Source organism: Kribbella pittospori, from assembly GCF_004331465.1.
Taxonomy (GTDB): domain Bacteria; phylum Actinomycetota; class Actinomycetes; order Propionibacteriales; family Kribbellaceae; genus Kribbella; species Kribbella pittospori.
Genome location: NZ_SJKB01000005.1, coordinates 1 through 26,452, shown reverse-complemented (window position 1 = coordinate 26,452; position 26,452 = coordinate 1). Strand labels below are relative to the sequence as shown.

General features: G+C 67.0%; 32 protein-coding genes and 1 tRNA gene. 20 read left to right on the top strand and 13 right to left on the bottom strand.

What is annotated here, in order from left to right; genetic code table 11:
- The first annotated feature begins 30 nt into the window (after positions 1–30).
- Positions 31–1,002 (top strand): magnesium/cobalt transporter CorA, encoded by a 972-nt coding sequence (gene corA / locus E0H73_RS16965; RefSeq protein ID WP_238164049.1) that lies wholly within the window; start codon positions 31–33, stop codon positions 1,000–1,002.
- On the opposite strand, the gene E0H73_RS16960 is transcribed toward corA, so the two are convergent.
- Both E0H73_RS16960 and E0H73_RS16955 read right to left on the bottom strand, forming a co-directional pair.
- Positions 999–1,826, bottom strand: a complete 828-nt coding sequence (locus E0H73_RS16960) for an undecaprenyl-diphosphate phosphatase (protein ID WP_131356704.1) — start codon at positions 1,824–1,826, stop codon at positions 999–1,001. The genes corA and E0H73_RS16960 overlap by 4 nt on opposite strands.
- Positions 1,826–2,878 carry an LLM class F420-dependent oxidoreductase gene (locus E0H73_RS16955; protein ID WP_131356702.1) on the bottom strand — a complete coding sequence of 351 codons (1,053 nt, stop codon included), beginning with the start codon at positions 2,876–2,878 and terminating at the stop codon, positions 1,826–1,828. The genes E0H73_RS16960 and E0H73_RS16955 overlap by 1 nt, the downstream gene beginning before the upstream one ends.
- Positions 2,879–2,929: 51 nt before the next feature.
- Here E0H73_RS16955 and E0H73_RS16950 point away from each other — a divergent pair, with 51 nt between their 5' ends.
- Together E0H73_RS16950 and E0H73_RS16945 are read left to right on the top strand one after the other, a co-directional pair.
- Positions 2,930–3,871, top strand: coding sequence for an aldo/keto reductase (locus E0H73_RS16950; protein ID WP_131356700.1), 942 nt, complete (start codon positions 2,930–2,932; stop codon positions 3,869–3,871).
- A 31-nt stretch (positions 3,872–3,902) separates the two neighbouring features.
- Positions 3,903–4,088 (top strand): DUF5703 family protein, encoded by a 186-nt coding sequence (locus E0H73_RS16945; protein ID WP_131356698.1) that lies wholly within the window; start codon positions 3,903–3,905, stop codon positions 4,086–4,088.
- Here the strand turns inward: E0H73_RS16945 and E0H73_RS16940 are convergent.
- Positions 4,063–5,085, bottom strand: a complete 1,023-nt coding sequence (locus tag E0H73_RS16940; protein ID WP_131356696.1) for a LuxR C-terminal-related transcriptional regulator — start codon at positions 5,083–5,085, stop codon at positions 4,063–4,065. The two genes, E0H73_RS16945 and E0H73_RS16940, sit on opposite strands and share 26 nt — an antisense overlap.
- 37 nt (positions 5,086–5,122) lie before the next feature.
- Positions 5,123–5,467, bottom strand: coding sequence for an ester cyclase (locus E0H73_RS16935; protein WP_202867431.1), 345 nt, complete (start codon positions 5,465–5,467; stop codon positions 5,123–5,125).
- A 176-nt stretch (positions 5,468–5,643) separates the two neighbouring features.
- On the opposite strand from E0H73_RS16935, the gene E0H73_RS16930 reads away from it, so the two are divergent.
- The 3 genes from E0H73_RS16930 to E0H73_RS16920 are packed head-to-tail and all read left to right on the top strand — an operon-like array spanning position 5,644 to position 7,716.
- Positions 5,644–6,114, top strand: a complete 471-nt coding sequence (locus E0H73_RS16930) for a MarR family winged helix-turn-helix transcriptional regulator (RefSeq protein WP_131356694.1) — start codon at positions 5,644–5,646, stop codon at positions 6,112–6,114.
- On the top strand, positions 6,111–6,938 hold the full coding sequence (locus E0H73_RS16925) for an ABC transporter ATP-binding protein (RefSeq protein ID WP_131356692.1): 828 nt from the start codon (positions 6,111–6,113) through the stop codon (positions 6,936–6,938). Before E0H73_RS16930 ends, E0H73_RS16925 begins: the two co-directional genes overlap by 4 nt.
- Positions 6,898–7,716, top strand: coding sequence for an ABC transporter permease (locus tag E0H73_RS16920; protein ID WP_131356690.1), 819 nt, complete (start codon positions 6,898–6,900; stop codon positions 7,714–7,716). The genes E0H73_RS16925 and E0H73_RS16920 overlap by 41 nt, the downstream gene beginning before the upstream one ends.
- A gap of 11 nt (positions 7,717–7,727) precedes the next feature.
- Here the strand turns inward: E0H73_RS16920 and E0H73_RS16915 are convergent, their stop codons facing one another.
- Together E0H73_RS16915 and E0H73_RS16910 are read right to left on the bottom strand one after the other, a co-directional pair.
- Positions 7,728–8,468 carry an N-acetyltransferase gene (locus E0H73_RS16915; protein ID WP_131356688.1) on the bottom strand — a complete coding sequence of 247 codons (741 nt, stop codon included), beginning with the start codon at positions 8,466–8,468 and terminating at the stop codon, positions 7,728–7,730.
- On the bottom strand, positions 8,428–9,633 hold the full coding sequence (locus E0H73_RS16910; protein ID WP_131356686.1) for an MFS transporter: 1,206 nt from the start codon (positions 9,631–9,633) through the stop codon (positions 8,428–8,430). The genes E0H73_RS16915 and E0H73_RS16910 overlap by 41 nt, the downstream gene beginning before the upstream one ends.
- A 73-nt stretch (positions 9,634–9,706) precedes the next feature.
- On the opposite strand from E0H73_RS16910, the gene E0H73_RS16905 reads away from it, so the two are divergent.
- Positions 9,707–10,567 carry a LysR family transcriptional regulator gene (locus E0H73_RS16905; RefSeq protein ID WP_131356684.1) on the top strand — a complete coding sequence of 287 codons (861 nt, stop codon included), beginning with the start codon at positions 9,707–9,709 and terminating at the stop codon, positions 10,565–10,567.
- Positions 10,568–10,645: 78 nt separating this feature from the next.
- The gene (locus E0H73_RS16900) at positions 10,646–11,245 is read left to right on the top strand and encodes a lysoplasmalogenase family protein (protein ID WP_165555721.1); all 600 of its coding nucleotides are present in this window, start codon (positions 10,646–10,648) and stop codon (positions 11,243–11,245) included.
- On the opposite strand, the gene E0H73_RS16895 is transcribed toward E0H73_RS16900, so the two are convergent.
- Genes E0H73_RS16895 through E0H73_RS16885 form a run of 3 tightly spaced genes read right to left on the bottom strand, consistent with a single transcriptional unit; the run spans position 11,198 to position 13,865 of the window.
- On the bottom strand, positions 11,198–12,529 hold the full coding sequence (locus tag E0H73_RS16895; RefSeq protein WP_131356680.1) for a M20/M25/M40 family metallo-hydrolase: 1,332 nt from the start codon (positions 12,527–12,529) through the stop codon (positions 11,198–11,200). The two genes, E0H73_RS16900 and E0H73_RS16895, sit on opposite strands and share 48 nt — an antisense overlap.
- 26 nt (positions 12,530–12,555) lie before the next feature.
- A complete protein-coding gene (locus tag E0H73_RS16890) occupies positions 12,556–13,044 on the bottom strand; it encodes a VOC family protein (protein WP_131356677.1) in 489 nt (162 codons plus the stop codon).
- 11 nt (positions 13,045–13,055) lie between these two features.
- Complete coding sequence (locus E0H73_RS16885) at positions 13,056–13,865, bottom strand: maleylpyruvate isomerase family mycothiol-dependent enzyme (RefSeq protein ID WP_238164048.1); 810 nt, start codon at positions 13,863–13,865, stop codon at positions 13,056–13,058.
- Positions 13,866–14,015: 150 nt separating this feature from the next.
- On the opposite strand from E0H73_RS16885, the gene E0H73_RS16880 reads away from it, so the two are divergent.
- Positions 14,016–14,101: transfer RNA gene (locus E0H73_RS16880), tRNA-Leu, on the top strand.
- Here E0H73_RS16880 and E0H73_RS16875 read toward each other — a convergent pair.
- Positions 14,083–15,858, bottom strand: a complete 1,776-nt coding sequence (locus tag E0H73_RS16875) for a recombinase family protein (protein ID WP_202867430.1) — start codon at positions 15,856–15,858, stop codon at positions 14,083–14,085. The two genes, E0H73_RS16880 and E0H73_RS16875, sit on opposite strands and share 19 nt — an antisense overlap.
- Before the next feature lie 661 nt (positions 15,859–16,519).
- Here E0H73_RS16875 and E0H73_RS16870 point away from each other — a divergent pair.
- The 8 genes from E0H73_RS16870 (at position 16,520) to E0H73_RS16840 (ending at position 23,036) form a co-directional block, all read left to right on the top strand.
- Positions 16,520–16,744 (top strand): hypothetical protein, encoded by a 225-nt coding sequence (locus E0H73_RS16870; protein WP_131356674.1) that lies wholly within the window; start codon positions 16,520–16,522, stop codon positions 16,742–16,744.
- 877 nt (positions 16,745–17,621) lie between these two features.
- Positions 17,622–17,825, top strand: a complete 204-nt coding sequence (locus E0H73_RS16865; protein ID WP_131356671.1) for a hypothetical protein — start codon at positions 17,622–17,624, stop codon at positions 17,823–17,825.
- Between the two features lie 116 nt (positions 17,826–17,941).
- A complete protein-coding gene (locus E0H73_RS16860; protein WP_131356668.1) occupies positions 17,942–18,298 on the top strand; it encodes an RHS repeat-associated core domain-containing protein in 357 nt (118 codons plus the stop codon).
- Between the two features lie 265 nt (positions 18,299–18,563).
- Complete coding sequence (locus tag E0H73_RS16855) at positions 18,564–18,728, top strand: hypothetical protein (RefSeq protein ID WP_202867429.1); 165 nt, start codon at positions 18,564–18,566, stop codon at positions 18,726–18,728.
- Between the two features lie 76 nt (positions 18,729–18,804).
- Entirely contained in the window at positions 18,805–19,251 is a 447-nt protein-coding gene (locus tag E0H73_RS16850) for a BON domain-containing protein (RefSeq protein WP_238164047.1), read from the top strand.
- 726 nt (positions 19,252–19,977) lie between these two features.
- Positions 19,978–20,118 carry a hypothetical protein gene (locus tag E0H73_RS45875; RefSeq protein WP_165555719.1) on the top strand — a complete coding sequence of 47 codons (141 nt, stop codon included), beginning with the start codon at positions 19,978–19,980 and terminating at the stop codon, positions 20,116–20,118.
- A gap of 272 nt (positions 20,119–20,390) precedes the next feature.
- The gene (locus tag E0H73_RS16845; protein ID WP_131356664.1) at positions 20,391–20,684 is read left to right on the top strand and encodes a hypothetical protein; all 294 of its coding nucleotides are present in this window, start codon (positions 20,391–20,393) and stop codon (positions 20,682–20,684) included.
- A 1,920-nt stretch (positions 20,685–22,604) separates the two neighbouring features.
- The gene (locus tag E0H73_RS16840) at positions 22,605–23,036 is read left to right on the top strand and encodes a nuclear transport factor 2 family protein (protein ID WP_131356662.1); all 432 of its coding nucleotides are present in this window, start codon (positions 22,605–22,607) and stop codon (positions 23,034–23,036) included.
- A gap of 18 nt (positions 23,037–23,054) precedes the next feature.
- Here E0H73_RS16840 and E0H73_RS16835 read toward each other — a convergent pair whose 3' ends face one another.
- The gene (locus E0H73_RS16835; protein WP_202867428.1) at positions 23,055–23,423 is read right to left on the bottom strand and encodes a hypothetical protein; all 369 of its coding nucleotides are present in this window, start codon (positions 23,421–23,423) and stop codon (positions 23,055–23,057) included.
- A 14-nt stretch (positions 23,424–23,437) separates the two neighbouring features.
- Between E0H73_RS16835 and E0H73_RS16830 the strand changes: the two genes are divergently transcribed.
- Complete coding sequence (locus E0H73_RS16830) at positions 23,438–24,157, top strand: DinB family protein (RefSeq protein ID WP_165555718.1); 720 nt, start codon at positions 23,438–23,440, stop codon at positions 24,155–24,157.
- Here the strand turns inward: E0H73_RS16830 and E0H73_RS48395 are convergent.
- Complete coding sequence (locus E0H73_RS48395) at positions 24,084–24,260, bottom strand: hypothetical protein (protein ID WP_131356656.1); 177 nt, start codon at positions 24,258–24,260, stop codon at positions 24,084–24,086. The genes E0H73_RS16830 and E0H73_RS48395 overlap by 74 nt on opposite strands.
- Positions 24,261–24,328: 68 nt before the next feature.
- Between E0H73_RS48395 and E0H73_RS16820 the strand changes: the two genes are divergently transcribed.
- Positions 24,329–25,402, top strand: coding sequence for an IS630 family transposase (locus tag E0H73_RS16820; RefSeq protein WP_131356653.1), 1,074 nt, complete (start codon positions 24,329–24,331; stop codon positions 25,400–25,402).
- Positions 25,403–25,469: 67 nt separating this feature from the next.
- Here E0H73_RS16820 and E0H73_RS16815 read toward each other — a convergent pair whose 3' ends face one another.
- Positions 25,470–26,168 (bottom strand): VOC family protein, encoded by a 699-nt coding sequence (locus E0H73_RS16815; RefSeq protein ID WP_131356650.1) that lies wholly within the window; start codon positions 26,166–26,168, stop codon positions 25,470–25,472.
- Positions 26,169–26,171: 3 nt separating this feature from the next.
- Between E0H73_RS16815 and E0H73_RS48390 the strand changes: the two genes are divergently transcribed.
- On the top strand, positions 26,172–26,452 hold a 281-nt coding region (locus E0H73_RS48390), incomplete at its 3' end, for a TetR/AcrR family transcriptional regulator (protein WP_131356648.1).

The following is a 26,452-nucleotide window of genomic DNA, read 5'->3' as shown; positions in this document are numbered from 1 at the left end:
GTGCGCAAGTCGCGGTGCCATGATGGGGCTGTGATCGTGGACTGCGGGGTGTACGCCGACGGCGAACGGCAGGACCTGCCCAAGGATCCCGAGACTGTTGCCCAGGCCATCGACGACCACGGCGAGTGCTTCGGCTGGGTCGGCCTGCACGAGCCGTCGGACGCCGAGATGCGCCGCGTCCAGCGGCTCTTCGACCTGCACGAACTCGCCGTCGAGGACGCACTCAAGGCGCACCAGCGGCCCAAGGTCGAGCGGTTCGGTGACGCGCTCGTCGTCGTACTGCGCACCCTCTGGTACGTCGAAGAGGGTGACGCCGTCGAGACCGGCCAGCTGAGCGTCTTCATCGGCCCGCGGTACGTCGTCACCGTCCGGCACGGCAAAGGCGGGGAGCTGGCAACGACCCGGCAGAAGCTCGAGGAACGCGCCTCGATGCTCGGCCACGGTCCCGCCGCCGTGCTGTGGGCGATCTGCGACGAGGTCGTCGACGGGTACGAGACGGTGGCCGAGTCGGTCGAGGTCGACGTCGACGAGATCGAGTCGTCGGTCTTCTCGCCGGACCGGACCAGCGACGCGGAGCGGATCTACCGGCTCAAACGCGAGGTGCTCGAGATGCGCCGCGCGGTCCTGCCGCTGCGCGAACCGATGGAGCAGTTCGCGCACGGCGTCCCCGGGATCAACCCTAGGGCGGCGCCGTTCTTCCGCGACGTCGCCGACCATGTCAGCCGGGTGGCCGACCAGACGGAATCGATCGACACGCTGCTCAGCTCGGCGCTCGGCGCCCACCTGGCTCGCGTCTCGGTGCAGCAGAACGACGACATGCGCCGGATCTCGGCATGGGTCGCAATCGCCGCCGTACCGACCATGCTGGCCGGCATCTACGGGATGAACTTCGACAACATGCCCGAGCTCACCTGGCACTACGGGTACTACGGCGTCCTGCTCCTGATGGCCGCCGTCTGCTTCACCATGTACCGCTTCTTCCGCAAGGTCGGCTGGCTTTAGGTTGCTGTGATCGTGCTGGTCGCGAGCAGGATCACGAGGACGATGCCGAGCAGGATCCGGTAGAACGCGAAGACCTCGATCGTGTGCTTGGCCACGAACCGCAGCAGCCACGCGACCGATGCGTACGCGACCACGAAACTCACGATGGTCCCGACGATCAGCGGCACCGCACCGACGTCGCCGTTCAGGGCATCCTTGAGCTCGTAGACGCCGGCGCCGACCAGTGCCGGGATGCCGAGCAGGAACGAGATCCGAGTGGCCGCGACGCGGTCCAGGCCGCGGAACAGCCCGGCCGAGATCGTCGCACCCGAGCGGGAGATGCCCGGGATCAGGGCCAGGCACTGGACCAGACCCATCACGATCGCGTCGACCAGGGTGATCCGGGTCAGCGGCCGGGACTTGCTGCTCAGCCGCTCGGCCGCCACCATCACGACCGACCAGCCGATCAGGGCCGCGGCCACCCACCACAGGCTGCGGAGCGGACCCGAGATGATGTCGCGGGCAAGGAATCCGACGATGACGATCGGCGTCGAGCCGACGATCACGTACCAGCCCATCCGGTGGTCGAACTCGCCCCGGTGCTCGGGCTTGAGCAGGCCGCGCACCCAGGCAATCGCGATCCGCTGGATGTCGTTCCAGAAATACAGCACGACCGCCGCGATCGCGCCGATCTGGATCACGGCGGTGAAGCCGGTGATCGACGGGTCGTCGATCTGCAGGCCGAGCATCTTGGCCACGATGGTCAGGTGCCCGGTGCTGGAGACCGGCAGGAATTCGGTCAGGCCCTCGACGATGCCGAGGATGATGGAGTCCCAGATCGTCATCAGTGGCTGACTCCGGCGAGTTCGAGCGCCTCGGCGACCGTGCGCAGGTCGGCGATCCGCTGGTCCACAGTCGACGCGAACGGGGTGACCGCGACGGTCGTCGCGCCGGCCTCGGCGTACGCGGTCAGCTTCTCGGCCATCCGCTCCTTGCTGCCGAGCAGCGAGATCGAGTCGATGAACCCGTGCGGTACGGCGGCCATCGCCTCGCGGTGCTTCCGGTCCAGGTAGAGGTCCTGGATCTCCTTGGCCTCCTCGGCGTACCCCATCCGGATCGCCAGGGCGTTGTAGAAGTTCTTCTCCCGGCTGCCCATGCCGCCGATGTAGAGGGCGGCGTACCCACGGATCGGGTCGGCCGCGGCGTGCAGGTCGTCACCGGTCATCACCGGCACGGACGCGACGACGTCGAAGTCGTCGAGTCCTTGCTGACGGATCTCGCGACCCGTCTTGATGTGCTTCAACTGCTCTCCCAGATAGGCGGGGTCGTTGAGGATACCGAGCCAGCCGTCGGCGATCTCACCGGCCAGCTCGAGGTTCTTCGGGCCGACGGCGGCCAGGTAGATGGGTACATGGTCGCGGATCGGGTGGACGGTCAGCTTCAGGGCCTTGCCGGGGCCGTCGGGCAGCGGCAGCGTGAAGTACTTCCCCTCGAAGGCCACGGTCTCGCGGCGGAGGGCGGAATTCACGATCGCGACGTACTCACGCGTCCTGACCAGCGGCTGCGCGAACCGGACGCCGTGCCAGCCCTCGGACACCTGCGGGCCGGACACGCCGAGGCCGAGCCGGAACCGGCCGTTCGAGAGCCGGTCCAGCGTCGCCGCCGTCATCGCGGTCATCGCCGGCGTCCGGGCCGGGATCTGGAACACCGCCGCGCCGACGTCGATCGTGGAGGTCTGGGCGGCGATCCAGGTCAGCAGCGTGGCGGCGTCCGAGCCGTACGCCTCCGCGGCCCAGGTGACCGAGAAGCCGAGTCGCTCCGCCTCCTGCACCAGCCTCAGATGATCCAGATGATCGGTGCCACCGAAGACGAAGCCGATGTTGAGTCCGAGTCGCATGACAGGCGAGCCTAACGAGCCGTTGTCGGTGCTCCGCAATAGGCTCGGCACATGCAGCAGCGCTATCTCGGTCACAGTGGCCTGGCGGTGAGCCGGCTCGGCCTGGGCACCATGTCCTGGGGCCGCGATACCGATGAGCACGAGGCGCGCGAGCAGCTGGCGGCGTTCGTGGCTGCCGGTGGGACTCTGATCGACACCGCTGCGGCGTACGGCGACGGCGACAGCGAGCGACTGATCGGATCGCTGCTGGGCGACGTGGTGGAGCGGGACGACCTGGTCATCGCGACCAAGGCCGGCTTCAGCGTCCGCCGGGGTGAGCGGATCACCGACACGTCCCGGGGCGCTCTGCTGCGCGACCTGGAGGGCTCGCTGCGGCGGCTGGGCGTCGACCACATCGACCTGTGGCAGCTGCACACCTGGTCGGACGACGTACCGCTCGAGGAGACGCTGTCGGCGCTCGACCACGCGGTGAACTCAGGCAAGGTGCGGTACGTCGGAGTCTCGAACTACGCCGGCTGGAAGTCGGCTCGTGCGGTGACCTGGCAGCAGGCCTGGCCCGGACGCGCGGTCCCGGTGTCCAACCAGGTGGAGTACTCGTTGCTGGCCCGGGACGCCGAGGCGGACGCGATCCGGGCGGCCGGCGGGCTGGGGATCGGCGTACTCGCGTGGTCCCCGCTTGGGCGCGGTGTGTTGACTGGGAAGTACCGCACGGGCATCCCGGCGGACTCCCGGGCGGCGTCTCAGCATCTGTCCAGATTCGTCGACCCCTACCTCGACGGCCGCGGTTCAGGCATCGTGGAAGCGGTCGCGCGAGCCGCCGACGGGCTCGGCTGGACCCCACTCGAGGTGGCGCTCACCTGGGTGCGGGACCGGCCGGGGGTGTCGGCGGCGATTGTCGGGGCCCGGACGGCGATGCAACTGAAGTCCGTGCTCGGTGTGGAGGAACTCACTCTTCCGCCGGCCATCGTGGCGGCGCTGGAGGATGTGTCGTGAGGTAGATGTCGTTGGGCAGGTGGAGGTGCGGATGGCCGAATACGAACTGCAGCAGTTCGAGTTGTCCAGGACGGAGTCGCGCGGCGCGGTGCGCCGGTTGCTGACCGAGCACGCCGAGTACGGCGGCTGGGAACTGGCCCGACTTCGTCGCTATCCCGACGGCACTCGCCGGGTCTGGCTCCGCCGCCGCATCATCCGTGTGATGCGGACCCTCTGAGTAGCGCGGTCACCAACTCGCGACGGCTGCCGACGCCGACCTTGTCGTACGCCGCCCGGACGTGTTCCTGCACGGTGTGCGGTGAGAGGCACAACCGCTCGACGATCTGCCGCGTGGAATACCCCCGTAACAAGAGCTCCGTCACGCGTTGCTGAGCGGGCGTCAGGCCGTGCAGATCGAACAGCAACGACCCCAACTGCGCCGGGGTCACCGGCTCGATGACGACGACCACCTGTCCGTCGTCGCCGAGTCTCGACGCATGCAGTGCGACCCATCGACCGGCTCGTGTCCTGACCTTCAACTGAGGCGCCGGCCCCTGTGTCAGCCTGGCCGCTACCGCTCTGACAGCGACCGGTAGCTCCGTCCGCCGATCCGGCTGCAGCTCAGCCAGCCAGTGCTCGCCTTCCGCGTTCGCCGACAGCTGGTGGAGAGCGGCGTCGAGCACGATCACACCTGGGCCGACCTGGCCGTCGTCGCCGGACCGGCTGAGCAGACCACGCCGTAGTCCCTCGGCCACGTGCGGTCCAAGGCGCCGTACCAGCTGGAGCTCCTGCTCCGAGAACCCGGTCGCGGCGTCTTCCCGGTGCAGGCAGATGACACCCCAGCAGCGGCCGTTCGACATCAGTGCGGCCCGGAGTTCGTCACCGAAGCCGATCGGCCGCATCACCTCGACGTACCGGGTGCTGCTCTGCCAATCGCCCTTCGTCGCGTGGGTGAGCGAGTTGACCGGATCACGCGCGGCGGCGAGCGTGACGAACTTGTTGACATCCGGCTGGCCGAACTCGTTCGCGAGGAACTGCTCGGTCACCTCGCCGAGCGGCGCGTCCGCGCTCGCCGAGGTGAACAGCAGGGTGGCCGGGTCGACGGTCGCGAAGAACGCGGCGTCGATCGTCATCAGCGTCCGCAGCCGGGTCAGCGTCTCAAACCGCAGCTCATCGGCGTCCAGCCCTGCGTAACAGCGCTGGATCAGCACCTCCAGGCGATCCCCCGCCCCCATGATCGCGATGCTACGCCGGTACGACGCCATCGTGACGCTACGCCGGTACGACGCCGAGCTGGCGCAGGAAGCCGAGGTCGTCCAGGCGGCCCCAGCGCTCGACGATCCGGCCGTCGCGCAGCCGGAAGATGTTGATCCCGGGCAGGCTGACCGTCTTCCCGGTCGGGCCGACGCCCATCACCTCGCCCCGGTGCGTGCCGGCGGCCGTGAAGCGCTCGACCACGATGTCGCCCTCGGCAACGAGCGCGTGCAACTCACTGTGCCAGTCCGGGAACGCGGCGCGCATCTGGTCGCCGGCGGCTCGCATCCCCTCGCGATCCGGCGTGACCCCGAACGGCGGGTCGTGATTGATGAAGTCCTCGGCCAGGTACACGTCGACCACCCGAGTCCCCCTTGGTGAACAGTCCGTCGATGAAGTCCCTGACGACGGCTTTGTTGCTCTCTGTCGTATTCATGTCTTCGATGCTGCGGCCGCTCATCGGCGCGGCCTACCCCGACTAGTTGGGGTTCGTGGTTCGTGTCGCGGAAATATCTCTGCGACAGAGGTATTGTGAAGAAGTGAACACCACCGACGTCCTCGCCGAGGAGTTGCTGGCCGCGATCGGGCTGGTCCGCCGGCACCTGCGCCGATCGGCCGGCAGGCCCTCGCCGCTGTCGGCACTGACCAGCTCACAGGCCGAGCTGGTGCGGACGGTGCGCCGCAACCCGGGCATCTCCGTCGCCGAGGCCGCCGCCGAGCTGGGGCTGGTCGCGAACACGGTGTCGACCCTGGTCGGACAGCTCACCGAGCGTGGACTGCTTCAGCGGGCACCGGACGAGTCCGACCGCCGCGTCGCCCGGCTGACGTTGACCGAGCCGGCCCGCGAACAGGTGGAGGCGTGGCGCGACCGTCGTACTGCGCTCGTCACTCAAGCGCTCGACGGCCTCGAGCGGGACGAACGTGAGGCATTGCAGGCAGCGCTGCCGGTTCTCGGCGTACTGGCTGAGCTGCTGCACCCCGAGATCGAGCAGAGCAAGGAGCGCGTATGAGTGCGGAAGAGGCGGTCGAGCCGGTGCCGGCCGTGCGGATCGACGGGTTGAGCCATCGGTTCGGCGATCATCTCGCCGTCGACGGCCTCGATCTGAGCGTCTCGCCCGGCGAGTGCTTCGGCCTGCTCGGTCCGAACGGCGCCGGCAAGACGACCACGCTCCGGGTGCTCAACACGCTGTACCCGCCACAGTCCGGCTCGGTCCGGGTGTTCGGGCTGGACGTGCGTTCCGAGGCGATGGCCGTACGACGAATGCTCGGCTACGTCCCGCAGCAGCTGTCGATCGAGGGCGCGTTGACCGGCTGGGAGAACGTGGCCTGGTTCGCCCGCCTGTTCGACGTACCGCGCCGGGAGCGAGCGGGTCGAGTCGCCGAAGTGCTGGAGATCGTTGACCTGACTGATGCCTCCGACCGGCTGGCGTCGACGTACTCCGGCGGGATGGTGCGCCGTCTGGAGCTCGCCCAAGCGTTGGTCAATCGGCCGGCGCTGCTCGTACTGGACGAGCCGACGGTCGGGCTCGACCCGGTCGCGCGGGATTCGGTCTGGGCTCGCGTTCAGGACATGCAGGAGAAGTACGGGATGACCGTGCTGCTGACCACGCACTACATGGAGGAGGCCGATCTGCTGTGCGACCGGGTCGCCCTGATGCACCTCGGCCGGCTTCGCGCGGTCGGGTCTCCGGACGATCTCAAGGCCGAGCTCGGTCCTGAGGCCAGCCTGGAGGACGTCTTCCGCCACCACACCGGCGAGAGCCTCGCCGCAGCAGAGAAGGGAGGCCTGCGCGATGTCCGTGGCACCCGTCGCACCGCCCAACGCATGGGCTGAGACCCGGCTCCGGGCCACGACCCGGCTGTTCTCCCGGATCGCCACCTTCTGCCTGGTCGAACTGCAGAAGCTGAAGCACGACCGGACCGAGCTCATCACCCGCGCGATCCAGCCGATCCTGTGGCTGGTCATCTTCGGCCAGACCTTCAGCCGGATCCGCGCGATCCCGACCGGAGACGTGCCGTACCTGGACTATCTGGCGCCCGGCATCATCGCGCAGTCCGCCTTGTTCGTCGCGATCTTCTACGGCATCCAGATCATCTGGGAACGCGACGCGGGCATCCTCACCAAGCTCCTCGTCACGCCCAGCCCGCGGTCCGCGCTGGTGGCCGGCAAGGCGTTCGCGGCCGGCGTACGAACGATCTCCCAGGCGATCGTCGTCATCATCGTCGCCGCACTGCTCGGCGTCAGCATGACTTGGAATCCGCTGAAGCTGCTGGCCGTTCTCGTGGTGGTCGTTCTCGGTGCGGCCTTCTTCTCGTGCCTGTCGATGACCATCGCGGGTCTGGTACTGCGGCGCGATCGGCTGATGGGGATCGGGCAAGCGATCACGATGCCGCTGTTCTTCGCGTCGAACGCGCTGTATCCGGTGAGCCTGATGCCCGAGTGGCTGCGGGTGTTGAGTCATGCGAACCCGCTGACGTATGAGGTCAGCGCTTTGCGGGGGTTGCTGATCGGGCAGCCCACGAACTACTGGCTGGACTTCGGCGTACTGATCGTTGCTGCGGTGGCTGGGATCTGCGCTGCTTCGTCACTGCTCCACCGGCTCGCCCGCTGACTGACTGGCGTTTAGAGGTCGTGGCGGATCCAGACGTTGGGCTCGACGTACACCGCGTGATCGTGCTCGACGTCGACGTGCACCGGCACAAGCGCCTTCGGCACGATGACGTCTCCGGTCTTGTCGAACGGCAGGCCGGTCCACTCCCGCCACTCGGCCAGGCTGCCTGCGATGACCATCGACCGCGGCGCGACCTGCAGGATCGTCCCGCCGGCCTTCACGTGCACCCGCAGCCAGGGATCCATCGGGAGACCGTCGTCCCTGACCTGCTTGATGTACTCCGTCATCGGTAGCTCGGCGTCGGTCTTCCCGTTCGGACGGACGGGTGCGAACAGGGCGGTGTGGCCCTTGGCTTTCACGGCCGCGCGCATGGCCTGGAGCATCTCGTGGGACAGGCCTCGGCCCAGGTGCGTCGGCCGGATCAGGATCTCCAGGGCGCTCGACACGTTCGGCTCGCGTCCGCTGCGCAGATCCATGAAGCCCCAGTGCAAGACTCGGTCCCAGCCACCGGTCGGCAGGTCGGTGCGGTCCTCGTCCGGGAACACGAACGGGATACTGCGGCCGTGCGCGATCAGTTCGCCGTCTTCGGTGGCGACGATGCACTGGTCCGGGAAGTGGCGCGGCACCTGACTCATGAACGCGTTGCCGATCGGATCGTTGTGCATGAACGCCGGCCACGCGTCGGCGAACTCGTACATCCGCTCGAGGTACTCAGGCCGCGCGGCCAGGGTGGTGATCACGATCTCCGGCATGCTCGGCAGTCTGACAGCGCACCAGCACCACTGTCGCGACAATTGCGGTCAGTAGTCCGGCCCCCACGAGCGCGCTCTCGGCTCCGGCCACCGCGATGATCGGCCCGCCGATCAGTAGCCCGGCCGAACTCCCCGCGTTCACCACGACCGTCTGCCCGGACAACAGCGTCCTGCGCTCGGCGCCCGCCGACGACCGGGTGATGAGGATCGAGATCGCCGCGATGCCCAGTACGACGGCGACTCCCGCCAGCGCCCCGAGCACCGCGATCACCGGCGGCGTGCTCCAGATACCCATGCCGACCCAGCACAGGCCCATCCAGATCCAGGCGAATGCCGCTAGCCGTACCGGCGGGATCCGACGTACGACGGCGAGCGAGATCGCGGTGCCGATGACGGAGCCGACGCCGTACCCGGTCATCCCGGCGGCCAGGTAGATGCCCGGTTGGTCCCTTTCGGCACCGATCACGGACAGGCCGAGGGTGAAGGCGAACCAGGTCACGCAGCCGGTGCCGCGGGTGATCCACCCGTAGAGCACGTCGCGACGGCCCTTGAGGCTGGCGCGGATCGAGGGTGGCTCGCTGGTGGCGGGCGTGCGCTCGGCCTTCACCGTGCAGGCGAGGAGGCCCGAACCGAGCACGGCCACCGCTTCGGTCCACAGGAGGCCGTTGGTCACGCCGGCGGACACTGCGAACGCTCCGATCAGCGGGCCGATCGTCATTCCGATCCTGCGGAGGCCGTCCTGCCAGGTGAGGAGTACGACGGCTCGGTCCTTGGCCCAGCGGTCTCCGGTGTCCGCGAGGAGGGCCGACCGGCCCGGACCGGCGAGCGCCTCACCGCAGCCGAGCAGCAGGCCGCTGACGATCAGTACTCCGGGGGTGAGCAGGTCGAGTGCTGCGACTGTGGGCACCATGGCCAAGGCGATGGCCTGAACCACCGCGATCACCGCCAGCCGGGTGCCGGAGTCGACCCATTGACGGGCTCGGCGGGCCCACCATGGCGAGAGCAGCACCGGTACACCGGCGGCACCACCGACCAGACCGGTCGCGGCGACCGAGCCGGTCTCGTGCAGGATGACCAGCGGCAACGCGACCTGCGTGAACCGGAGCGCGAGGTCCGCCACTCCCCCGCCGGCGAGCAAGGCCAGCGCCTCGGTCCGCGCTCTCATGCCCTTGATTCTTTGACGTATCAGCTGCCGTCGGTAGGTGTCCGATGCTTGGTGCTTGCCATAGGCTGTAGCTATGGCCTCATTGCCATCGGTCGAAGACCTGCGGCTGGTGCAGACGATCGTGCGGACCGGCGCGGTCGGCACCGCCGCGCGTGAACTGCGCATATCTCAGCCGTCCGCATCCCAGCGTCTGGCCCGACTCGAACGCATGTGCGGCACGAAGCTGTTTGAGCGCGACACCCGCGGTGCTCGGCCGACCTCAGCCGGCGCCGAGCTCAGCCGCCGGGCGGATCACATCCTCAGCCACCTCGAGGAGGTGTACGACGCCACCCGAGCGGCAGCGACCGGTCAGCGACTGGTGGTCGGCACGTTCGCCAGCATCGCGGCCATCCTGTTCCCGATCTTGGACGCCGACCTGCCGGACCTGGACATCGAGCAGCAGGTCGACCACGGCCACTTCCTGGTCGAACGCATCGCTGAGGGCACCATGGACGCTGCCTTCATCGCGATCGCCGACCAGATGACACTCCCCCGCGGCGCGGTCTCCCGCCGCGTCGGCCGCGACGAACTCGTCCTGTTCGTCCCACCCGGTGCCCGTCCGCCGGGCCGAGGCAAGCACCCGCTTCGCGACCGCCACATACCGTTCTCCACCTACGACCGAGGCGCCGAGGACATCCACACCCGTCTGGTCGCACTCGGCGCGCTCCCCCGCCGCGGCGTCACCCTCAACACCACCGTGGCGATGGCTCGCCGCCGCTCCCAGCTGGCCCTCGTCCCGCGCAGCGCCCTGGCCACCGAGCTCCGACCTGGCGAACACCTCACCGCCGCGCCCTTCCGCTACCGCCTCACGCTCTCGCTGATCACCACCCCAACGCCGCCCAAGCCACTCATCCATCACCTCCCGCATCTCCGGGCCACGTTGAACTTGTCGTGAACAACGGCGAGTTGCGGCTTGTCGTCCGGCAGACTCGGGGGCATGAACCTGGGGCGGTTGGCGGGCGGGCGACGGCTGTTGACGGCATTTTGGGGTACGACGGTCGTACAGGTGGCGGCCGTTGCCCTCGACGTCAAGCTCCTCAAGCAGGCGAGCAAGGTGTCACTGATGCCGCTGCTGTGGTCGTGGTCCCGCAGTCAGGACGCTCCCCCGCTGCTGCAGGCGGCGTTGCTCGCGTCCGCGGCCGGGGACCTGCTGCTCGAGACCGATCTCCAACTGGCCGGCATGGCCGCGTTCGCCGCGGCGCATGCCTGCTACCTGGCTGTCTTCCTCGCCAATCCCGGACAACGGTCCGTGCGCGTGGTTGCGGCGTACGCAGCACTCTGGGCCGCTCTCGTCGCGGTGCTCGCCCCGAGTCTGGGCAGTCAGCGTGTCCCGGTCGCGGCGTACGCCTTGTTGCTCACAGCAACCGCCATCGCGTCCCGTTGGCACAATCCACGCAGCGGCCTGGGCGGCACGTTCTTCCTGATCTCGGACGCCCTGATCGCGCTCCGGCTGGCCGGGCGCGACTTCCCCGGCCGCGGCGCGTTGTGCATGTCGACGTACGCCGTCGGCCAGTACCTGCTGACCTCAGGCCTCGTCGAGAAAGCGGTCGAGGACTCTAGAGCCGAACTCTAGAGACGAGGTCGGGACCCGCTCGTCGATGCCGTGGAACATGCCCATGAAGTCCAGTTCCGGCGGCAGCTGCAGCGGCACGAACCCGAAGCAACGCACCCCGAGCCGGCTCCACGACTTCGCGTCGGTGCCGCCCGACATCAGCAGCGGTGCGAACCGGCTCTGTGGGTCCTCGGCCGTGATGCACGCCTTCATCGCCTCGACCAGGCCGCCGCTGAACTCGGTCTCCAGGGCGATGTCCGTGACCACGGTCTCGCGCTGCACCTTGTCGCCGATCAGCTCGTCGAGCGTCGCGTAGAACTCGTCCTCGTAGCCCGGCAGGAAGCGCCCGTCGATGTGCGCCTCGGCGTCGCCCGGGATCACGTTCACCTTGTAGCCGGCGCTGAGCATGGTCGGGTTCGTGGTGTTGCGGATGGTCGCGCCGAACATCCGGCTGAACGTGCCGAGCTTGGCCAGCGTCGAGGTCATGTCGTCGGGGTCGAGCTCGATCCCGAGCACGTCCTCGAGCGTCTTCAGGAACTCCCGCACGGTCGGCGTCACCCGCAGCGGCCACTCGTGGTTGCCGATCCGGGTGACGGCCTCGACCAGGTTGGTCACCGCGTTGTCGTTGTTCACCATCGACCCGTGACCGGCCGTACCGCGGGCCTTGAGCCGCATCCAGTTCATGCCCTTCTCGGCGGTCTCGATCAAGTACAGCCGCAGGTCGTCCTTCACCGTGACCGAGAAGCCGCCGACCTCGCCGATGGCCTCGGTGCAGTCCGCGATCGTGTCCGGGTGGTTGTTGATCAGCCACTGCGCGCCGTACACACCGCCGGCCTCCTCGTCGGCGGTGAAGACCAGGCGGACCGGACGCCGCGGCTTCACGCCGGCCCGCTGCCGGGCCCGGACCACCGACAGCACCATCGCGTCGAAGTCCTTCATGTCGACCGCGCCGCGGCCCCAGACGCAGCCGTCGAAGATCTCACCGGAGAACGGGTCGACCTTCCAGTCCTTCGGATCGGCCGGTACGACGTCCAGGTGGCCGTGCACGAGCAGCGGATCGGCCGACTGGTCCTCACCCTCCCAGTGCGCCACCAGCGTGGCCCGGCCCGGCTCCGCCTCGTAGATCGTGGACTCGATCCCGACCTCGTCCAGCTTGGCCGCGACGTACTCGGCCGCGACCCGCTCACCGTTGCTCTTGCCGTTGCCGTAGTTCGTGGTGTCGATGCGGATCAGCTCACTGCAGAGCTCCACCACCTCGGCGTCAGGGGTGTACGACGGACGGTCGCTGGGGGTCGGAGAAGTCATGGGCCCATCCTCTCCCACGCCTCCGGTCAGAGCACTTTGAGGCCGTACATCTCCCCCAGCGGGTCCGCGATCAGCTCGATCCGGGCGCCGTCGGGGTCGCGGAAGTAGATCGACGTACCGCTCTCCTCGAGGTACTCCACCCCGGCCGCGTCCAGGTTGTGCTTGAGCCGATCCCATTTGCCCGGCTCGACCGAGATCGCCAGGTGGTGCAGTCCGCCGAGGACTTCGGCGTACGGGCCGAGGTCGAGGCCGGGGAAGTCGAAGAACGCGAGCAGGTTCCCGTGCCCGATGTCGAAGAAGAAGTGGTTCGAACCCTCGTAGTCGCGGTTCCCGACGATCTCCGTGAGCGGGAACTCCAGCACGCCCTGGTAGAACCGGATGGTGCGCTCGACGTCGGCGCAGAGAAGGGCCACGTGGTGCAACCCGCGGGCCGAACTCTCCCTGCCCTCCTTCAGGTACGTCGTCCTGATCCGGTCGCGCTCGGCCTCGATCGCGGGCAGGTCGATATCGGTCATACGGGTCCCCCTCAGATCCGGAAGAACAGGTTGAGATAGCGGTCGGCGACCGCACGATCGCCCCGGATCGTACCGGCGTTGCTCCGGCCGAACGCGGTCAACACGAAACTGCCCGGGTCGAACTCGATCACGGTGGCCAGGTCGTCGACGTTCCCGGGCTCGTAGTCCATGCCGTCCGGGCCGACCTTCACGCGGGTGTCACCGGCGTTCGGGCCGCTGGTGATCCGGATGCCGAGCTCGCACGGATCCTTGGCGCCGGTGGTGTACTTCCACAGCACGAACATGAACGGCACCAGCAGGTCGGCCGCGTCACCCGACAGCCCGTGCGCCCGGCCGGTCCCCTGCCGGATGTCCCAGGAGTGGACGCCGTAATCCATCAACTGGAACGCAGGGAAGAAGAACGACGGCAGTGGCCCCATGTAGAAGTGCGGCACGTTGAACCCGCCCCACTCCTCCGGTCCGAGCGCGTCGAAGATCTCGATCATCTTGTCGAAGTCCGCGCGCAGCCGCTCGACCAACTCCGTCCGCGGCACGGACCGCAACGCCAGCGCCTGCTTGTCCACCCGCTCAGCCATCCCCGGCAGCCCGTACGCCGCCGGCACCTCCTCCTGCGCCCGGGCGGCATCGAACGCGACGAAGTACGCCTCGGTCGTGTCCGCGATGTGCGCCACCACGTCCCGCACCTGCCAGTGCCCGGCCCCGGTCGGGGCCTCCCAGACGTCGTCGCTGTCCACCATCTCGAAGAACCGCCCGGCCTCCGCCCGCACCACCCCGAGCAACGTCTCCTTGCCCTCGAACACCATCCCGTTCCAGCCGCTCACGCCCGTACACCTCCCACCCAGCACCCACTCCTTGAATTTCAAACTACGCTTCCCCCACCCCCTCCAACACCCCCACCAGCCTCGATGTGAATTCCACCCGTGGTCTTTGCTACTGTTCTCCGGTCAGCACCGACCCCGGTGCGACCACTCGTCCGGGTGGCGGAATAGGCAGACGCGCTAGCTTGAGGTGCTAGTGCCCTTCACAGGGCGTGGGGGTTCAAGTCCCCCCTCGGACACAGACCTTATCCACACGGTCACCCAGCGGGTCGACCTCCACGTCAACCGTTTGGTCTGCGTGGTAGTACGTGAGCGACAGTCGCAGTGAGCCGTAAAGCTGGTTCAGTTCCTCCGGGCTAGACGCGTTCAAGGCCGCCCCGATGTCGCCCAACTCATCGATCCAGGTCTCAAGTTGGGACCTGGTGATCGTCACCTGAGTCGGCAACGAAGCCAGCGCCTTCTCGGCCACCCGCTTCTCCGCCGCGGCCGCGTTGTACTGCTCCCGCAGCTCCACCGGATCCCAGCCGGCATCGAGGGCCTTCCGGACCCTGTCCATGGTGATCTTCGCCGCACGGACACGCCCACGAAGGTCCTCGACATGTCCGCTCCGATGATCCTCGCCGTCATCCTCGGCCAGCAGAGCCTCGATCGTCTCCGCACGGTGCACGGCGTCGAACAGCGACCCGATCCACCGATTGATGGCCGGCGTCACGACGTCCTCCCGCAAGTAGATCTGCCGAGGATGCGCAATCGCACTCGCAGACCCCGGAACCAGCGTCCGCGCATTGCACCGGTAGTAGACCACTTCTTGCCGCCGTGCCGCCCCTTCCATCTTGCGAGCACACAGTCCGCACCTGACCAAGCCACGCAGCGCGTATACACGCTTCGGCGACGTTCGGCGCCGCTCGACCGCGGACCACTTCTGGATCCCATCGGACTTCCGCTTCCGCTGCCGCAGCTGAGCCGCAGTGAAGGTCTGCACCGAGATGATCGCCGGGTGTGCCAGCTCTCGCGATCGCACGATCTTCGCGTGTGGCGATCTCCGAAACCTCACCACGTAGCCGGCGGCAACATCATCCGGATCAAGTAGCTCCTCGACCTTCTGCCAGCGCCCGTAGACGGCGAACCCCGTGTACCGCGGATTGTTGAGAATGGCCACAACCGTCGAGTGCTGCCAACCGTCCATCGTCCGATGCCGATTCTGCTGCGGCGAATGCGCCGAAGGACACGGCACACCTTCCCGGTTGAGCTGCTCAACAATCGCCTTTCTCCCCCAGCCCTCCAGGTAGAGAGCGAAGATCCGCCGCACCACCTCCGCCGCCGGCTCATCGATCGCCAGTACCCGTAACCGCTGGCCTTCCTGAGCCTTGCGTGGATGCGGATGCGGCCCGCCATCTACCACTACATACCCGTACGGCGCCCGACCACCTTGGAACCGCCCATCGATCAGCACCTGTGCAGCCATCGCCGCCCGCACCCGCCGCTGCACATGCTGCCGCTCCGACTTCGACAACCCACCCGTGATCGTCATCGCCATGTCATGCACCGTGTTCTCCGGATCGAACCGACCACCCAGACTCGGTATCCACAGGGACACGCCATACCGATCAAACTTCGGCCACGTCAGACTGAACTGATTACTGAACCAGCAACGAGTCGCCTCCCCCACCACCAAGCCGCCCCAACCCCGGCCCGGATCCTTCAACGCCTGCAGAATCCGATTGGCCTCCTCCCGCCGCTCCCAAGGCAACGACCGCGACTGCCCAATGTCGAAGAACTTGTCCACGATCTCGCCGCCCAGCGGCTCAACGAATCGAGTCGCTTCCCCCATCTGCCAAACCTTCGACGTCGCCGGGTCCTGGTTGTCCTCCGTCGAGCACCGGCCATAGAAGGCCAACGGTCCGATCCCGTCACCAGTAGCCGACGCGGCGGCCAGCGCCTCCGTCCCCAACAGCTCGTCAAGAGTCGCCCACTCGTCCACGGTGTCACCGCTCAAGATGCCTTCTCCTCCGCCCGGGGAAGCGCCCGCTGCCTCGCGCTTCTTCTCCGCCAGTCCTACAACAATCCGCCGAAGCACACGAGCGGCCTGTGGATAGAGCGACGGATGCCCGCTCGGCACCCGCACACACAGCTCGCGACCACCATTCGCACCCCGCCAAGGTCACCCGCCCGGCTCTCCTCCATACCAACTCAACGGCGTATCGACGCCCATTACCCAGCACTTCGCGACGCCACTCATCGCTCCCCTCGACGCCGCCCGCAGCACTCGCCTCGGCCGCCCCAGCGATGACCACCGAGCAGGCCGCAAACTCGTCACCATCGCCCGGACGCAAGTCCGCGGCCGCGGCCGCACAGTCACTCCGAACGTCGAACAGCGGCTGATTGAGACACTCGACGCCGCCGTCATCGACCCCGGCGCCGCCGAACTGCTCCGGAGCGGCCCGCCTCGCTGCTGAGCGGGCGGCATGCCGCCCGCGCCGGCCCGGCACCGATGTGACCTGCCAAACCCCGACTGCGGCGCCGTGTTCTGCCCACCACAGCTCCGCACGCCGACGCCGATTCTGCAGCCGCAGCTGCGCTGCACTCACACCGACGATTAACTTCAATGGCCATCACCATTCTCGCGCCGACTGATCCACTGGGTCTACGATCGACAAATGTCATCGAGCGGTTCACCGTGGGTCACGGTTCTGATGGGCATGCTCGTCGGAGTTTTGATCGGCATCGTCGGCGCGATCGCTTGGGCGGACGCCGGGCTCGAGACGGAGTCTGCAGACGCCGCGGTTGTCATGGCACCCGTCGGCGGCCTGATCTGCGGACTCCTCGGTGCGGCAACGGGGTATGTCATCTGGGCGCTGCGATCCTCGAAACCCGGCGGCTGACGCGGTCATCTTTCTCCGCCGCTTCGCATGATCCGAGTGCCCCAGTCCAATGGGCGTGGCCACCGCGATCGCTGCCAAAACCAGGCCTGTGGCTGCCATTCAATACATGTTGCTCCCCAGTGCGCGCCCTGCGCGGATGGGCGGTCGGCTCTCTAGTCGGCCTAGCGTCATCACCTTATGTGACGAGACATACGCACAAACCGACGATAAGATTTACCGGCATAGACCACAAGATCTCAGCTACTGCAACTAGGTGCGATGCTTGGCCGGCACCGTAACGCCCACTGCTTATGGGTACGGCCGGGAAGCCCCACCGACGATCCACCCACGCCTTCTCTACTGGCACCGACGGAGAGGCCCGGCGTACATGATGCGGTGACCGCGGCCCGTACACGTCGTACTGCAACTCGAGGTCAGCGACCAACCGGCACGCGGTCTCCTCAGACAGGCCCGCTCCACGCCTCCGATTGGCCGAGTTACCCCAAACTACCGGTCCTCGTCACCGGACCCCTGCCGCACATTGAGCCGTCCCACCATTCCGCCAGAATGCCACACATTCGAATCTCTGTTCGAATCGGTGTTTACCGTTGACCCATGCTTGGTTGTGATGTCTCAGGACATCGGTGACAGCTCTGCATCAGGACATTGGTGACAGTTGATGTGTCAGGACATCGGTGACGGTTCACCGCCAAGGTCGACGGAGCGACCGTCCAGACCCTGTCCTACAACTCCGGCAACCAGATCTCGAACACCGGCTACGCCTTCGATGGCGCCGGCAACCGCACGACCGACCCGAACCAGGGCACCTTCACATACAACGCCGCCGGCCAGACCACCACCCGGACCAAGAGCGGCTCTACCACCAACGACACCTGGGGTGGCGGCGACCAAAACGAACTCGTCGCCGCCACCCCGGCAGCTCAAGCACCACCTACGTCTACGGCCGCACCATGACGGCGTACCCACACTCGAATCGTTCACCAAGAACGGCCAAACCACTTACCTCGACACCGACCCCACCGGCGCACCCATCGCACTCAACACCGGCACCGCCGTCGACTACTACACTCTCAACAACTAAGGCACCCCCATGGGTCTGGTCTGGTCGGCTCGAATGGTGCTGTGACCGCGACCTAACCTACGACCCCGCCGGGACGCAGCTCGTTGCGACCGGCGCGTCGGCAACCCTCAACCCCCTTGCGCGACACCCAAGGGTTGCTAAATGAGCAGACAGGTTGGCTGAAGCACGGCCTTCGCTGGCACGACACGACGACATCGAACTGGAGCGCTCAGGATGCCTTCAGTCAGGTTCTGCAACCCGATGCCGCGAGCCGCTATAGCTACGTCGAGGGCAACCCACCCAACAACGTCCACCCGACAGGGAAGGGATGTGACTGGTCCAACATCGGATGGTACGGCTTTAGTTCGGCGCTGCTTGTCGGATTGGACGAAGCGGCCGAGGTCGCATCTGCCGCCGCCGGCATCTTCGCGGCAAGCTTCTTGGGAGCTGCGGCGGGAGTCGGGCTTGTGGTAGGCATCATCGCCAGTTGCTAGCGAAAGTTTGGAACAAGATGAGCCTATCTGGCCCAGCTGTGCAGAGATTCTTCGTCTACGCATGGCTAGTGGTGCTGCTCGGTCTGACCGTTCTGACTGCCGCCCATCACGTGTGGATCGCGGCAGCGGGACTTGGCCTCTTGGCTGTCTTCCAAATCGTCCTGGCTGCCGCAGTCCTACGAGGCAATATCCTACGAGACTGACGAGTTCACGCAGTCTCCAGGTCGAGGCGCCAGCCTTCAAGACCGCCGAACTGGTCGCCTACGTGCTGGCCGTGCTGGGTGTCCTGATCGCCTCCGCGGTGGTCGACGACGGCGTGTTCGGCGCCAAGGAGGCGTGGTTCTACGTCACGTTGCTGACGATCGGCTACCTGGTCAGCCGTGGCCTCGCCAAGGCCGGTAGTCGCGATTCCTCCGACGACGACCAGTAGAGCCAGCCCGCAACAAGGCAGCACCGCCCTGGTCGGGGGGCAGGGCGGTGCTCGGGTTCCATCACAACCCGACAAGGTGAACCATGGTGACAGTGACGACGCCTGGGAGGCGATGATGACTCTGCGCAAATTGCTCGGGATCGCCGCGGTGGTCGGTGCCGTCGTCGGCGCGAAGATCGGTATCGACAGGCTGCGGCATTCCAGCCGCGCCCAGAGTACGGTCGCGGATCTGCGCCGCCGGGGCCATCACTGGGTCGGCCAAGCGAAGGGCATGACCTACCACACGCTGCGGCGCCACCCTGACGCCAACGTGGACGACGCGACGCTGGCCGACCGCGTGCGCTCCAGCATCGGACCATTGGAGAAGCGGCTGCACGTGCCACGCGTGCTCGTCACGGTCGAGAACGGCACCGTGATCCTGCACGGCGAAATCTCCAACAGGGAGGCGGAAACCGAGATCGTCAACGCCATCAACCGCATCGCCGGAGTCCATGACGTCCGATCCCACCTCACACCCGCCTGACCCTGCGACAAGCCTCTTCGTTCGACCCAGGCGGCCGCCGTTGGGAACCAGCACGGCGGCCGCTGAACAATCGAGCAGCGGCGGTGCCCCGTGGTCCCGAATCGTCGCCATCCTCACAAGGCTGCGGTGGCCTCAGCGACGAATATCAGTACCCGAGAGGTGTCGGAAGGTGTTCTGGAAGCAAGTTAGGCCCTGACCGTTGGGAGTGGTGTTATCGAGACACGCGCTATCCCTCCGCGGGTGACAGTGCGAGGCGCTGTAACGCTCTCACCGCCCGCCCGATGAACGTGTTGCCCTCCATCGCGACGTCCAGTTCGGGGGTGGGCCTCTCGTGTGCGCCTGGCACGAGAGGTTCCCGGGCCGGCAGTGGTCCGGCGCTTTGCCCTCGCTCCGCCGGGAGCCGCCTCGGTGCTGACAACCACCTGTCACGGACGAGTACTGGATGAGTGCGCGGTCCCCGGTCGAGTGGTCAACCCCCGACTGCTCCGGGCGAAGCGCGCCCTCCGCCCCGGGGATGGCGCGCGAGGGCACACTGACGCTGCCCCGGTCCAAATTGGGTTGCGGCCGGTCTGAGCAGCAGCGCGACCACCGTGCCGTGCGTGGTGCCCCAGTGAGACGTCCACCGGGGCACGATCGCATCTCGGCTCGTCAATGCTGTGGGGGCGGTGCCCTCGAGGCGCGCGCGAGCCCTACCGGCTGAGCGAAGTCTTTGGACAAGCGACTCACGTGCATACGGAGGCCCTGCGCTGGGCACCAGTCCGCTACGGCGGACTGCAGGAGCTGGCCAGGTATCAGGATCAGCTCGCCGCGGTATGCGACGTCTCGCATGGCGACGGCGTGGCGCTGATGGTCGTTGCGGGCGCTTGACGGGTCTGGTTGCGGCTGAGGGGCCTGCATCCGGGCCTGTCGTCTGTTGTCAGCTGGCGGTGGACCACCGGGCAACGCCAGCGGGCATCACGTTGGATTGATCCGCTGGCGATGTCCGGCTCGAGGGAGCGGCAGTTGCGAACGATCGACACTGGCGATGTGGTCATCCGACGATGGATTCATGGCGGGCCGCGTCGACGCCGCGATCCGAGCGGCAATCGCGGCCGGCGAAGTCCTGACCACTCCTACCGGTCGGGGTCGGTCGGTTCTCCGTGGCGCGATACACCAGCGACGGGTTCGTGCTGCTCCTAGGTCAGCAACAGTCGCGGACCCCGCTGCCGTGGAAAGTGGTGGAGGAGGTTCCAGACGTGCTGCGCGGCCGGTCGTTGGTGCTCATCGGCATGACGTATTCGACGGATGCGGTTGACGGCACCCTCGACGCGCACCTGAAAGCGTTCCTGACGCGGGCAACTGCTGGGTGGGTGGCGGTGGTGCTTGAGCCGGCGGGCGTGGTGGAGATCGATCGGGCCCGTCCGGCCCGTGTCAGATTGTCACCGAACTGGTGAGCCGCCGACCGCATGGCAGTTGCCACGGTTCTCATTCAGGCGGACAGTCCACGGTCGGGCCTTTGTGGTCTCTGCGTCCAGGTCAGATGAACTATCGCGAACGTGCCGTCCGACGCTCGGAACACCACGTCGTCGCAGCCGTCACACTTCGCCACTGCGCTCAGGGCGATGCCGTGCAATACGTAGCCCAGGAACTCATCGACACCCGCCACCTACCGCGAGAGCAAACACAAACTGACGAAACGCACGAGAGTTCGGAGCGGTCAGCCGCCCGGAGGGGCCTGCGCACTCGGCAGCGCATCAGGTGACGACTGACCTTGGTGCCATGCTGCGACCGTCCCAAAGCGGTCACAAGACCTGGCGAGCTGTGGCGCGGCCTCAGAGCACGAATGCTCTACGGCCTCAAGCCTCGGCGGCGACGCGTGGTAGATCCTCCGGCCGCAGGTCGGGGCGTAACCGGATGTACCGCATCCCATGGCGCACCTGGCCCGCCTGAGTCGCTGGGTCCGCAGCAACTTCAACGACGACGGTTGGGTCAACCTCGTGAGCGCCTTCTTCGTGTCAGGGCTGCCGCATCGAGCCGAGCTGATCTCGTCGGGCCAGGCATGCTCTCGCCGGGCTGGGTGAAGAACTGCGGCGAGTTGGGCCGATTCGTCGGCTTTCAGTGCGACTGCGCGGCCGACGACGACCAATTTTCCGGCGACTGTGTATAGCCCGGCGATGACGACCTCGGGATGGGTGATCGAGCCCAGCACTCCGCCGACGATGACTTCACGGGTCTCGCGATGCTTCACCTTTCATTGGGTCTTTGGTGGCGTCGGGCACGGTCGCACTGAGGCCATGGCAAGCAGGTGCAGGACACCCTGTTCGAGCGCGCCGAACGGGTGGGCACGCTCGCGGAAGCCGGCCTGGGTCTTTTGCGAGACTATTGGTGCGTGGAACCCGAGGCGCCCCGACGTCGGCATTCGCTGCCCGATCGGCGTCAGGGTGAGATTCAGCGACTAATGGACCTGTTCGGGCCAGTTCCCGCGGCCTTCTACGAGGACGCCTGCCGAGTCATCGCCGGGGAACCGCCGCTAGGCTCGGCGAGCCACGTGGTAGGTCATCTGCTCCGCGAACTCGAGTCGGCGATTAGGGACGTCCTTCGCCCCCTGATCCAGGGCCAGCCAGCGGCGGCTTCATTAGCACCGGTCGAGACGGGTCAGCAGCCCAAACCCTCTGACCACAAGCAGGAGATTGACGCGATCGCGACCGCGCTCGGGTTCCCCTCGGATGACGAGTTGCGGACGCTGTGGAAGTCCTTGAAACTCCACAGCGTCGCGCACCGGGGTTCGCAGCTGCGGCCACGGCCCGTCGACGATGAGTTCCGGGCGTGGTGGGACGGCGTTCAGGCTCTGCTGCTGAGGCTTGGCCGCCAGTTCGAGTCCAATTTCACAGCATCCTTGCCGTTGATCGATCAGCTGGCCGACAAGGTGCAACCAACACGCGACGACATGACAAGGCTGGGCGGTGTCCCGCACAGCGTGGTGGCGTTGGACCGCTTCTTCGACCGCGCCGGCCCGGGCTGGTTTCGCCTGCTGCGTCGGAAGGGCTACCTGAGCAGTCCGCCGGCCCTTGAGGTCGCGGAGGACGGCACTATCGCGTACGCCCGGTGGCCTGCCGGTCGGTATCTCGCCAGATTGGCAGCCGAGACAAGCGTGCGTGACGAACTGGTCGAGGTCTTACTGGCGGAGACGACCGACAATCCTGAGGCGCACGAGTCCACGGCCTATGCGGCGCTGGCGCTTCCGGTCGAGGACGCCGCCCGCCTGGCCCCCAAGATCGCGGACTTCCTGACGACGCCGTACCAGCCACAAACGGCAAGCAACCATCAGCCACACCCGGCCCTCCCGGGCCGCCTAACAACTTACGGCGTCGACCATGTTCACAGCCGAGGAGATCCTGAGCCGCTACCGGAGCGCCATCGTCGATCTCTCGGCGGACGACCTCGCCGAGCTGTACGCCGTCGATGCAGTCCACGAGATGCCGTTCCTCTTCCCCAGCATGCCGGATCGTCTCGCAGGTCGCGAGCAGATCCGGGTTGCGTACCGTGCTGCCTGGGCGGCCAGCGACGCCCAGCCCCGCGAGGTCCGTGACGTCGCTGTCCATAGCTGCCAGGCCGGATCGGTCCTCGTCGTCGAGCAGGTCGTCCTCGGACACCGCCGAACGACCGGGGAGCCGTTCGAGCTGCCCGGTGTTCTCGTCTTCCACATCCACGACGGACTGCTCGTCCGAGTCCGGGACTATCTCGATGGCCTCGCCGTCGCCCGTGCAGCCGGTCGACTCGCGGCGATCGTCGAGGCACTCGCCTGACAGGCTGCCGACCTTCGATCAGTGCCCACCATCCGCCTGAGCACCCCCGCCCCCGGTCAGGGCGCAGAGCACCACGACGGAGACCTCCGCCAGGATCGGCGAGGACGGAGACGTCTGGGGAGTGACATACGCCAGGCTGAAGAGATACGCGCGCTGGTCCGCAGCGAGCTGGAGAGCGTCGGCGAGCGCATCGAGCACCGAGACGCCGCGTGTGCGATCGTGTTCGAGCCGGACGACGTAATCGAAGCTCAGGTGCGCCGACTCCTCACGGCGCAGGCCTGGTACGCGTCGCAGGCCGCCGGTGGGTGGCAGGCCCGCGCGCCGCGGGTCCAGGGCGGCGCAGCGTACCGCAGGAACTCCGTGAGGCTGACTTGTCGGTGCTTGCACCTAGTATGCGGAGCATGACGCGGTATGTTGACGAGGATCTGCACGGCGCGGAGTTCCGCGAGTGCGATCTGACCGGGGCACGCCTGATCGGCGTCGTCATGCAAGATGCCGTGATCGACGGGCTCATCACCAACCTCGTGGTGAACGGTGTCGAGGTCACCGAGTACGTCGAGGCAGAGCTCGACCGGCGTCATCCGGTGCGGGTGCTGATCCGCTCCGAGGACCCTGCCGATCTGCGCGAGGCATCGCGTCAGCTCCATGCCGCCTGGACCGCCACGATCGAGCGAATCCGCCGTACGCCCGGCATCGAGCGCCGCAGCGTGAACGACGAGTGGTCGGCGATGCAGACGATGCGCCACCTGGTCTTCGTCCACGACTCGTGGTTCCGCCGCTGCTGCCTGGGCTCGACGGAGCTGTTCACGCCGATGGGCATCGGGACGACCGTCGAGCCCTACCGTGGAGCGCACGGGCTTGACCTCTCGCTCGATCCGGAGCTCGACGAGGTCGTGAGCGTGCGTGACGCACAGGCCGCCGAGCTCGAGGCCTGGCTCGACGAGGTCACTGCTGTGCAGCTCGCAGCGCCGGCGCCGGTGCCCGACGACGATGTCTGGCCGCCGTACGCCCGGGGCCGCTCGGTGCGGCAGTGCCTCGGCACGGTGCTCAACGAGACCTTCGAGCACCACGGCTTCTGCATCCGCGACCTCGACCTGATTGAGGCACAGGACGCTGAGTAGGGCGGGCGACGGACTCAGCATCTGTGCGGATGCGGGCATCGCTGACCGTCTGCGCGGTGCCGAACTGCTGGGCCCAGAGCTGGACGCGGTACTTCTTGAGCATCAGGCGGTCCTGACCTAGTGTCGCGTGTAGTTAGTTGATTTACGGTTGGTGTGCGTCAGGATGGGGGTATGGCGAATCGACCTGCTGCTGCGCTGGTTCTTCGTGTGGGTGATCGGGAGCGGTTGGTGCGGTTGGCTCGGTCGTCGTCGGGTCGGGCGGGTCTGGCGCAGCGGGCACGGATCGTGTTGCTGGCGGCTGCCGGTGAGGCCCACACGGTGATGGCCGAGCGGGTGGGGGTCTCACGGCCGACGGTGATCGGCTGGCGGGAGCGGTACGCCGAGCGCGGGCTGGCCGGGTTGGATGATGAGCCGCGGTCGGGTCGGCCGCGGGTGGTCGACCGTCGCAAGATCGTGGCAGAGACCCTGAAGCCGCCACCGAAGCGGCTGGGGGTGACGCATTGGTCGAGCCAGCTGATGGCCGCACGGCTGGGAGTGAGCAATGGCACGGTGGCCAAGGCCTGGCGCGATTACGGGGTGCAGCCGTGGCGGGTGGAGACGTTCAAGTTCTCCACCGATCCCGAGTGGGTCGCCAAGGTCACCGATGTGGTCGGGTTGTATCTGGCGCCGCCGGACAACGCGATCGTGTTGTGCGTGGACGAGAAGTCGCAGGTCCAGGCGCTGGACCGGACCCAGCCGGTCCTGCCGATGCAACCCGGGCTGGCCGAGCGACGCACCCATGACTACGTCCGGCACGGCACCACCACACTGTTCGCGGCCCTGGAGATCGCCACCGGCACGGTGACCGCAGCGGTCAAACCGAGGCACCGCCACCAGGAGTTCCTGGCCTTCCTCAAACAGGTCGCCAAGGCCTACCCCGATGACGAACTCCGCCTGGTGATGGACAACTACGCCGCCCACAAGCGCCCCGAGATCCGTACCTGGCTGGCCGCCAACCCGCGTATCCAGGTGCACTTCACCCCGACGTCCGGATCGTGGCTCAACCTGGTCGAGGTCTGGTTCGGCATCATCGAACGACAAGCCATCCGCCGCGGCAGCTTCAACGCCGTGCGCGACCTCAACACCAAGATCCGCGCCCTCATCGACGGCTGGAACGACCGCTGCCACCCCTTCGTCTGGACCAAAACCGCCGACCAAATCCTCAGAAGAGCCAACCGTCAGACCACTTCAAACACGGACCACTAGTAGCCGTCTGGATTGCGAGCCGACGCAGGCGCCGCCCGGCCAACGTGGCTGGCTCCTCGATCGGCGTTCAAGCGATCAGCGGGTTCTCAAGGCTGCTGGCGGCCGAGATGGTGACCCGCTCGGTGATGTCGATATCGGCTAGCTGATCAGGCGTCTCGATCCTCACCGTCAGGGAGCCGTGTGCAGGACGCAGTACTTGAGTGGGGAACCAGACCCGATCCTGGTCGACGATGATCAGCAGACCGTCGTGATCGCCTACAGGGGCGAAGTCTCGTTCTTGTGGCGGGAAGGTGGGTAGTCCCACCTCTTCAGTTAGCACGCCGACGGCTGCCGAGGTATCGGGGACGCTGATGCCGATCTCGCTGATGGAGAACGGCCGGGGAACATCGCCATCTGCCGCTGGGACTCCGGCGTCGGCTTGACGGGAGATGAACTCCAGAAGGGTGTCGTCCGGACCGAGAAAATACACCGATTGGGAGTCCCATCCGGCCGGTCCGATGATCACATCATCGCCGCCGGAGCGTATGAGATCTACACGACTCTTCAGCCAGGCACGCGCGTCGTCGAAAGCATTTGGCGAGATACCGAACGCTAGGTGGTGGACGCCGTCAAACTGCTCACCGTGAGCGATGACGAGTCTGCTACGGCCGATCGTGACTAGTACGCGAGCAGGATCCTTCTCGACTGGCATCTTCAGCACATCACGATAGAATGTGGCTGCTGCGTCAAGGTTGTGCGATGTGACGGCGACCTCACGGATCTTCATCGGATGCGCCCCTCTCTGGGTGTTGTGAGACCGAGGTTAATAGTTCAAGTCAGGTTGAACTCAATATCCGGGTGGCATGGCCCGCATGCATTTCGTAAGGTGCCCTCTGCGAACTCCGCGCGGCCTTGGCCTGGTGGCTGCCGCGACCGAGGCCCTGCCCAGCAGCCACCGTCGGGGATGCGACCCGACGCCGGCTACCGCAGCCTCAGCCTCGAGCAGGTCGCCGCCGACGCCGAGGTCACCCGCGTGACCATCTACAGGAAGTTCGGCAACAAACTCGGACT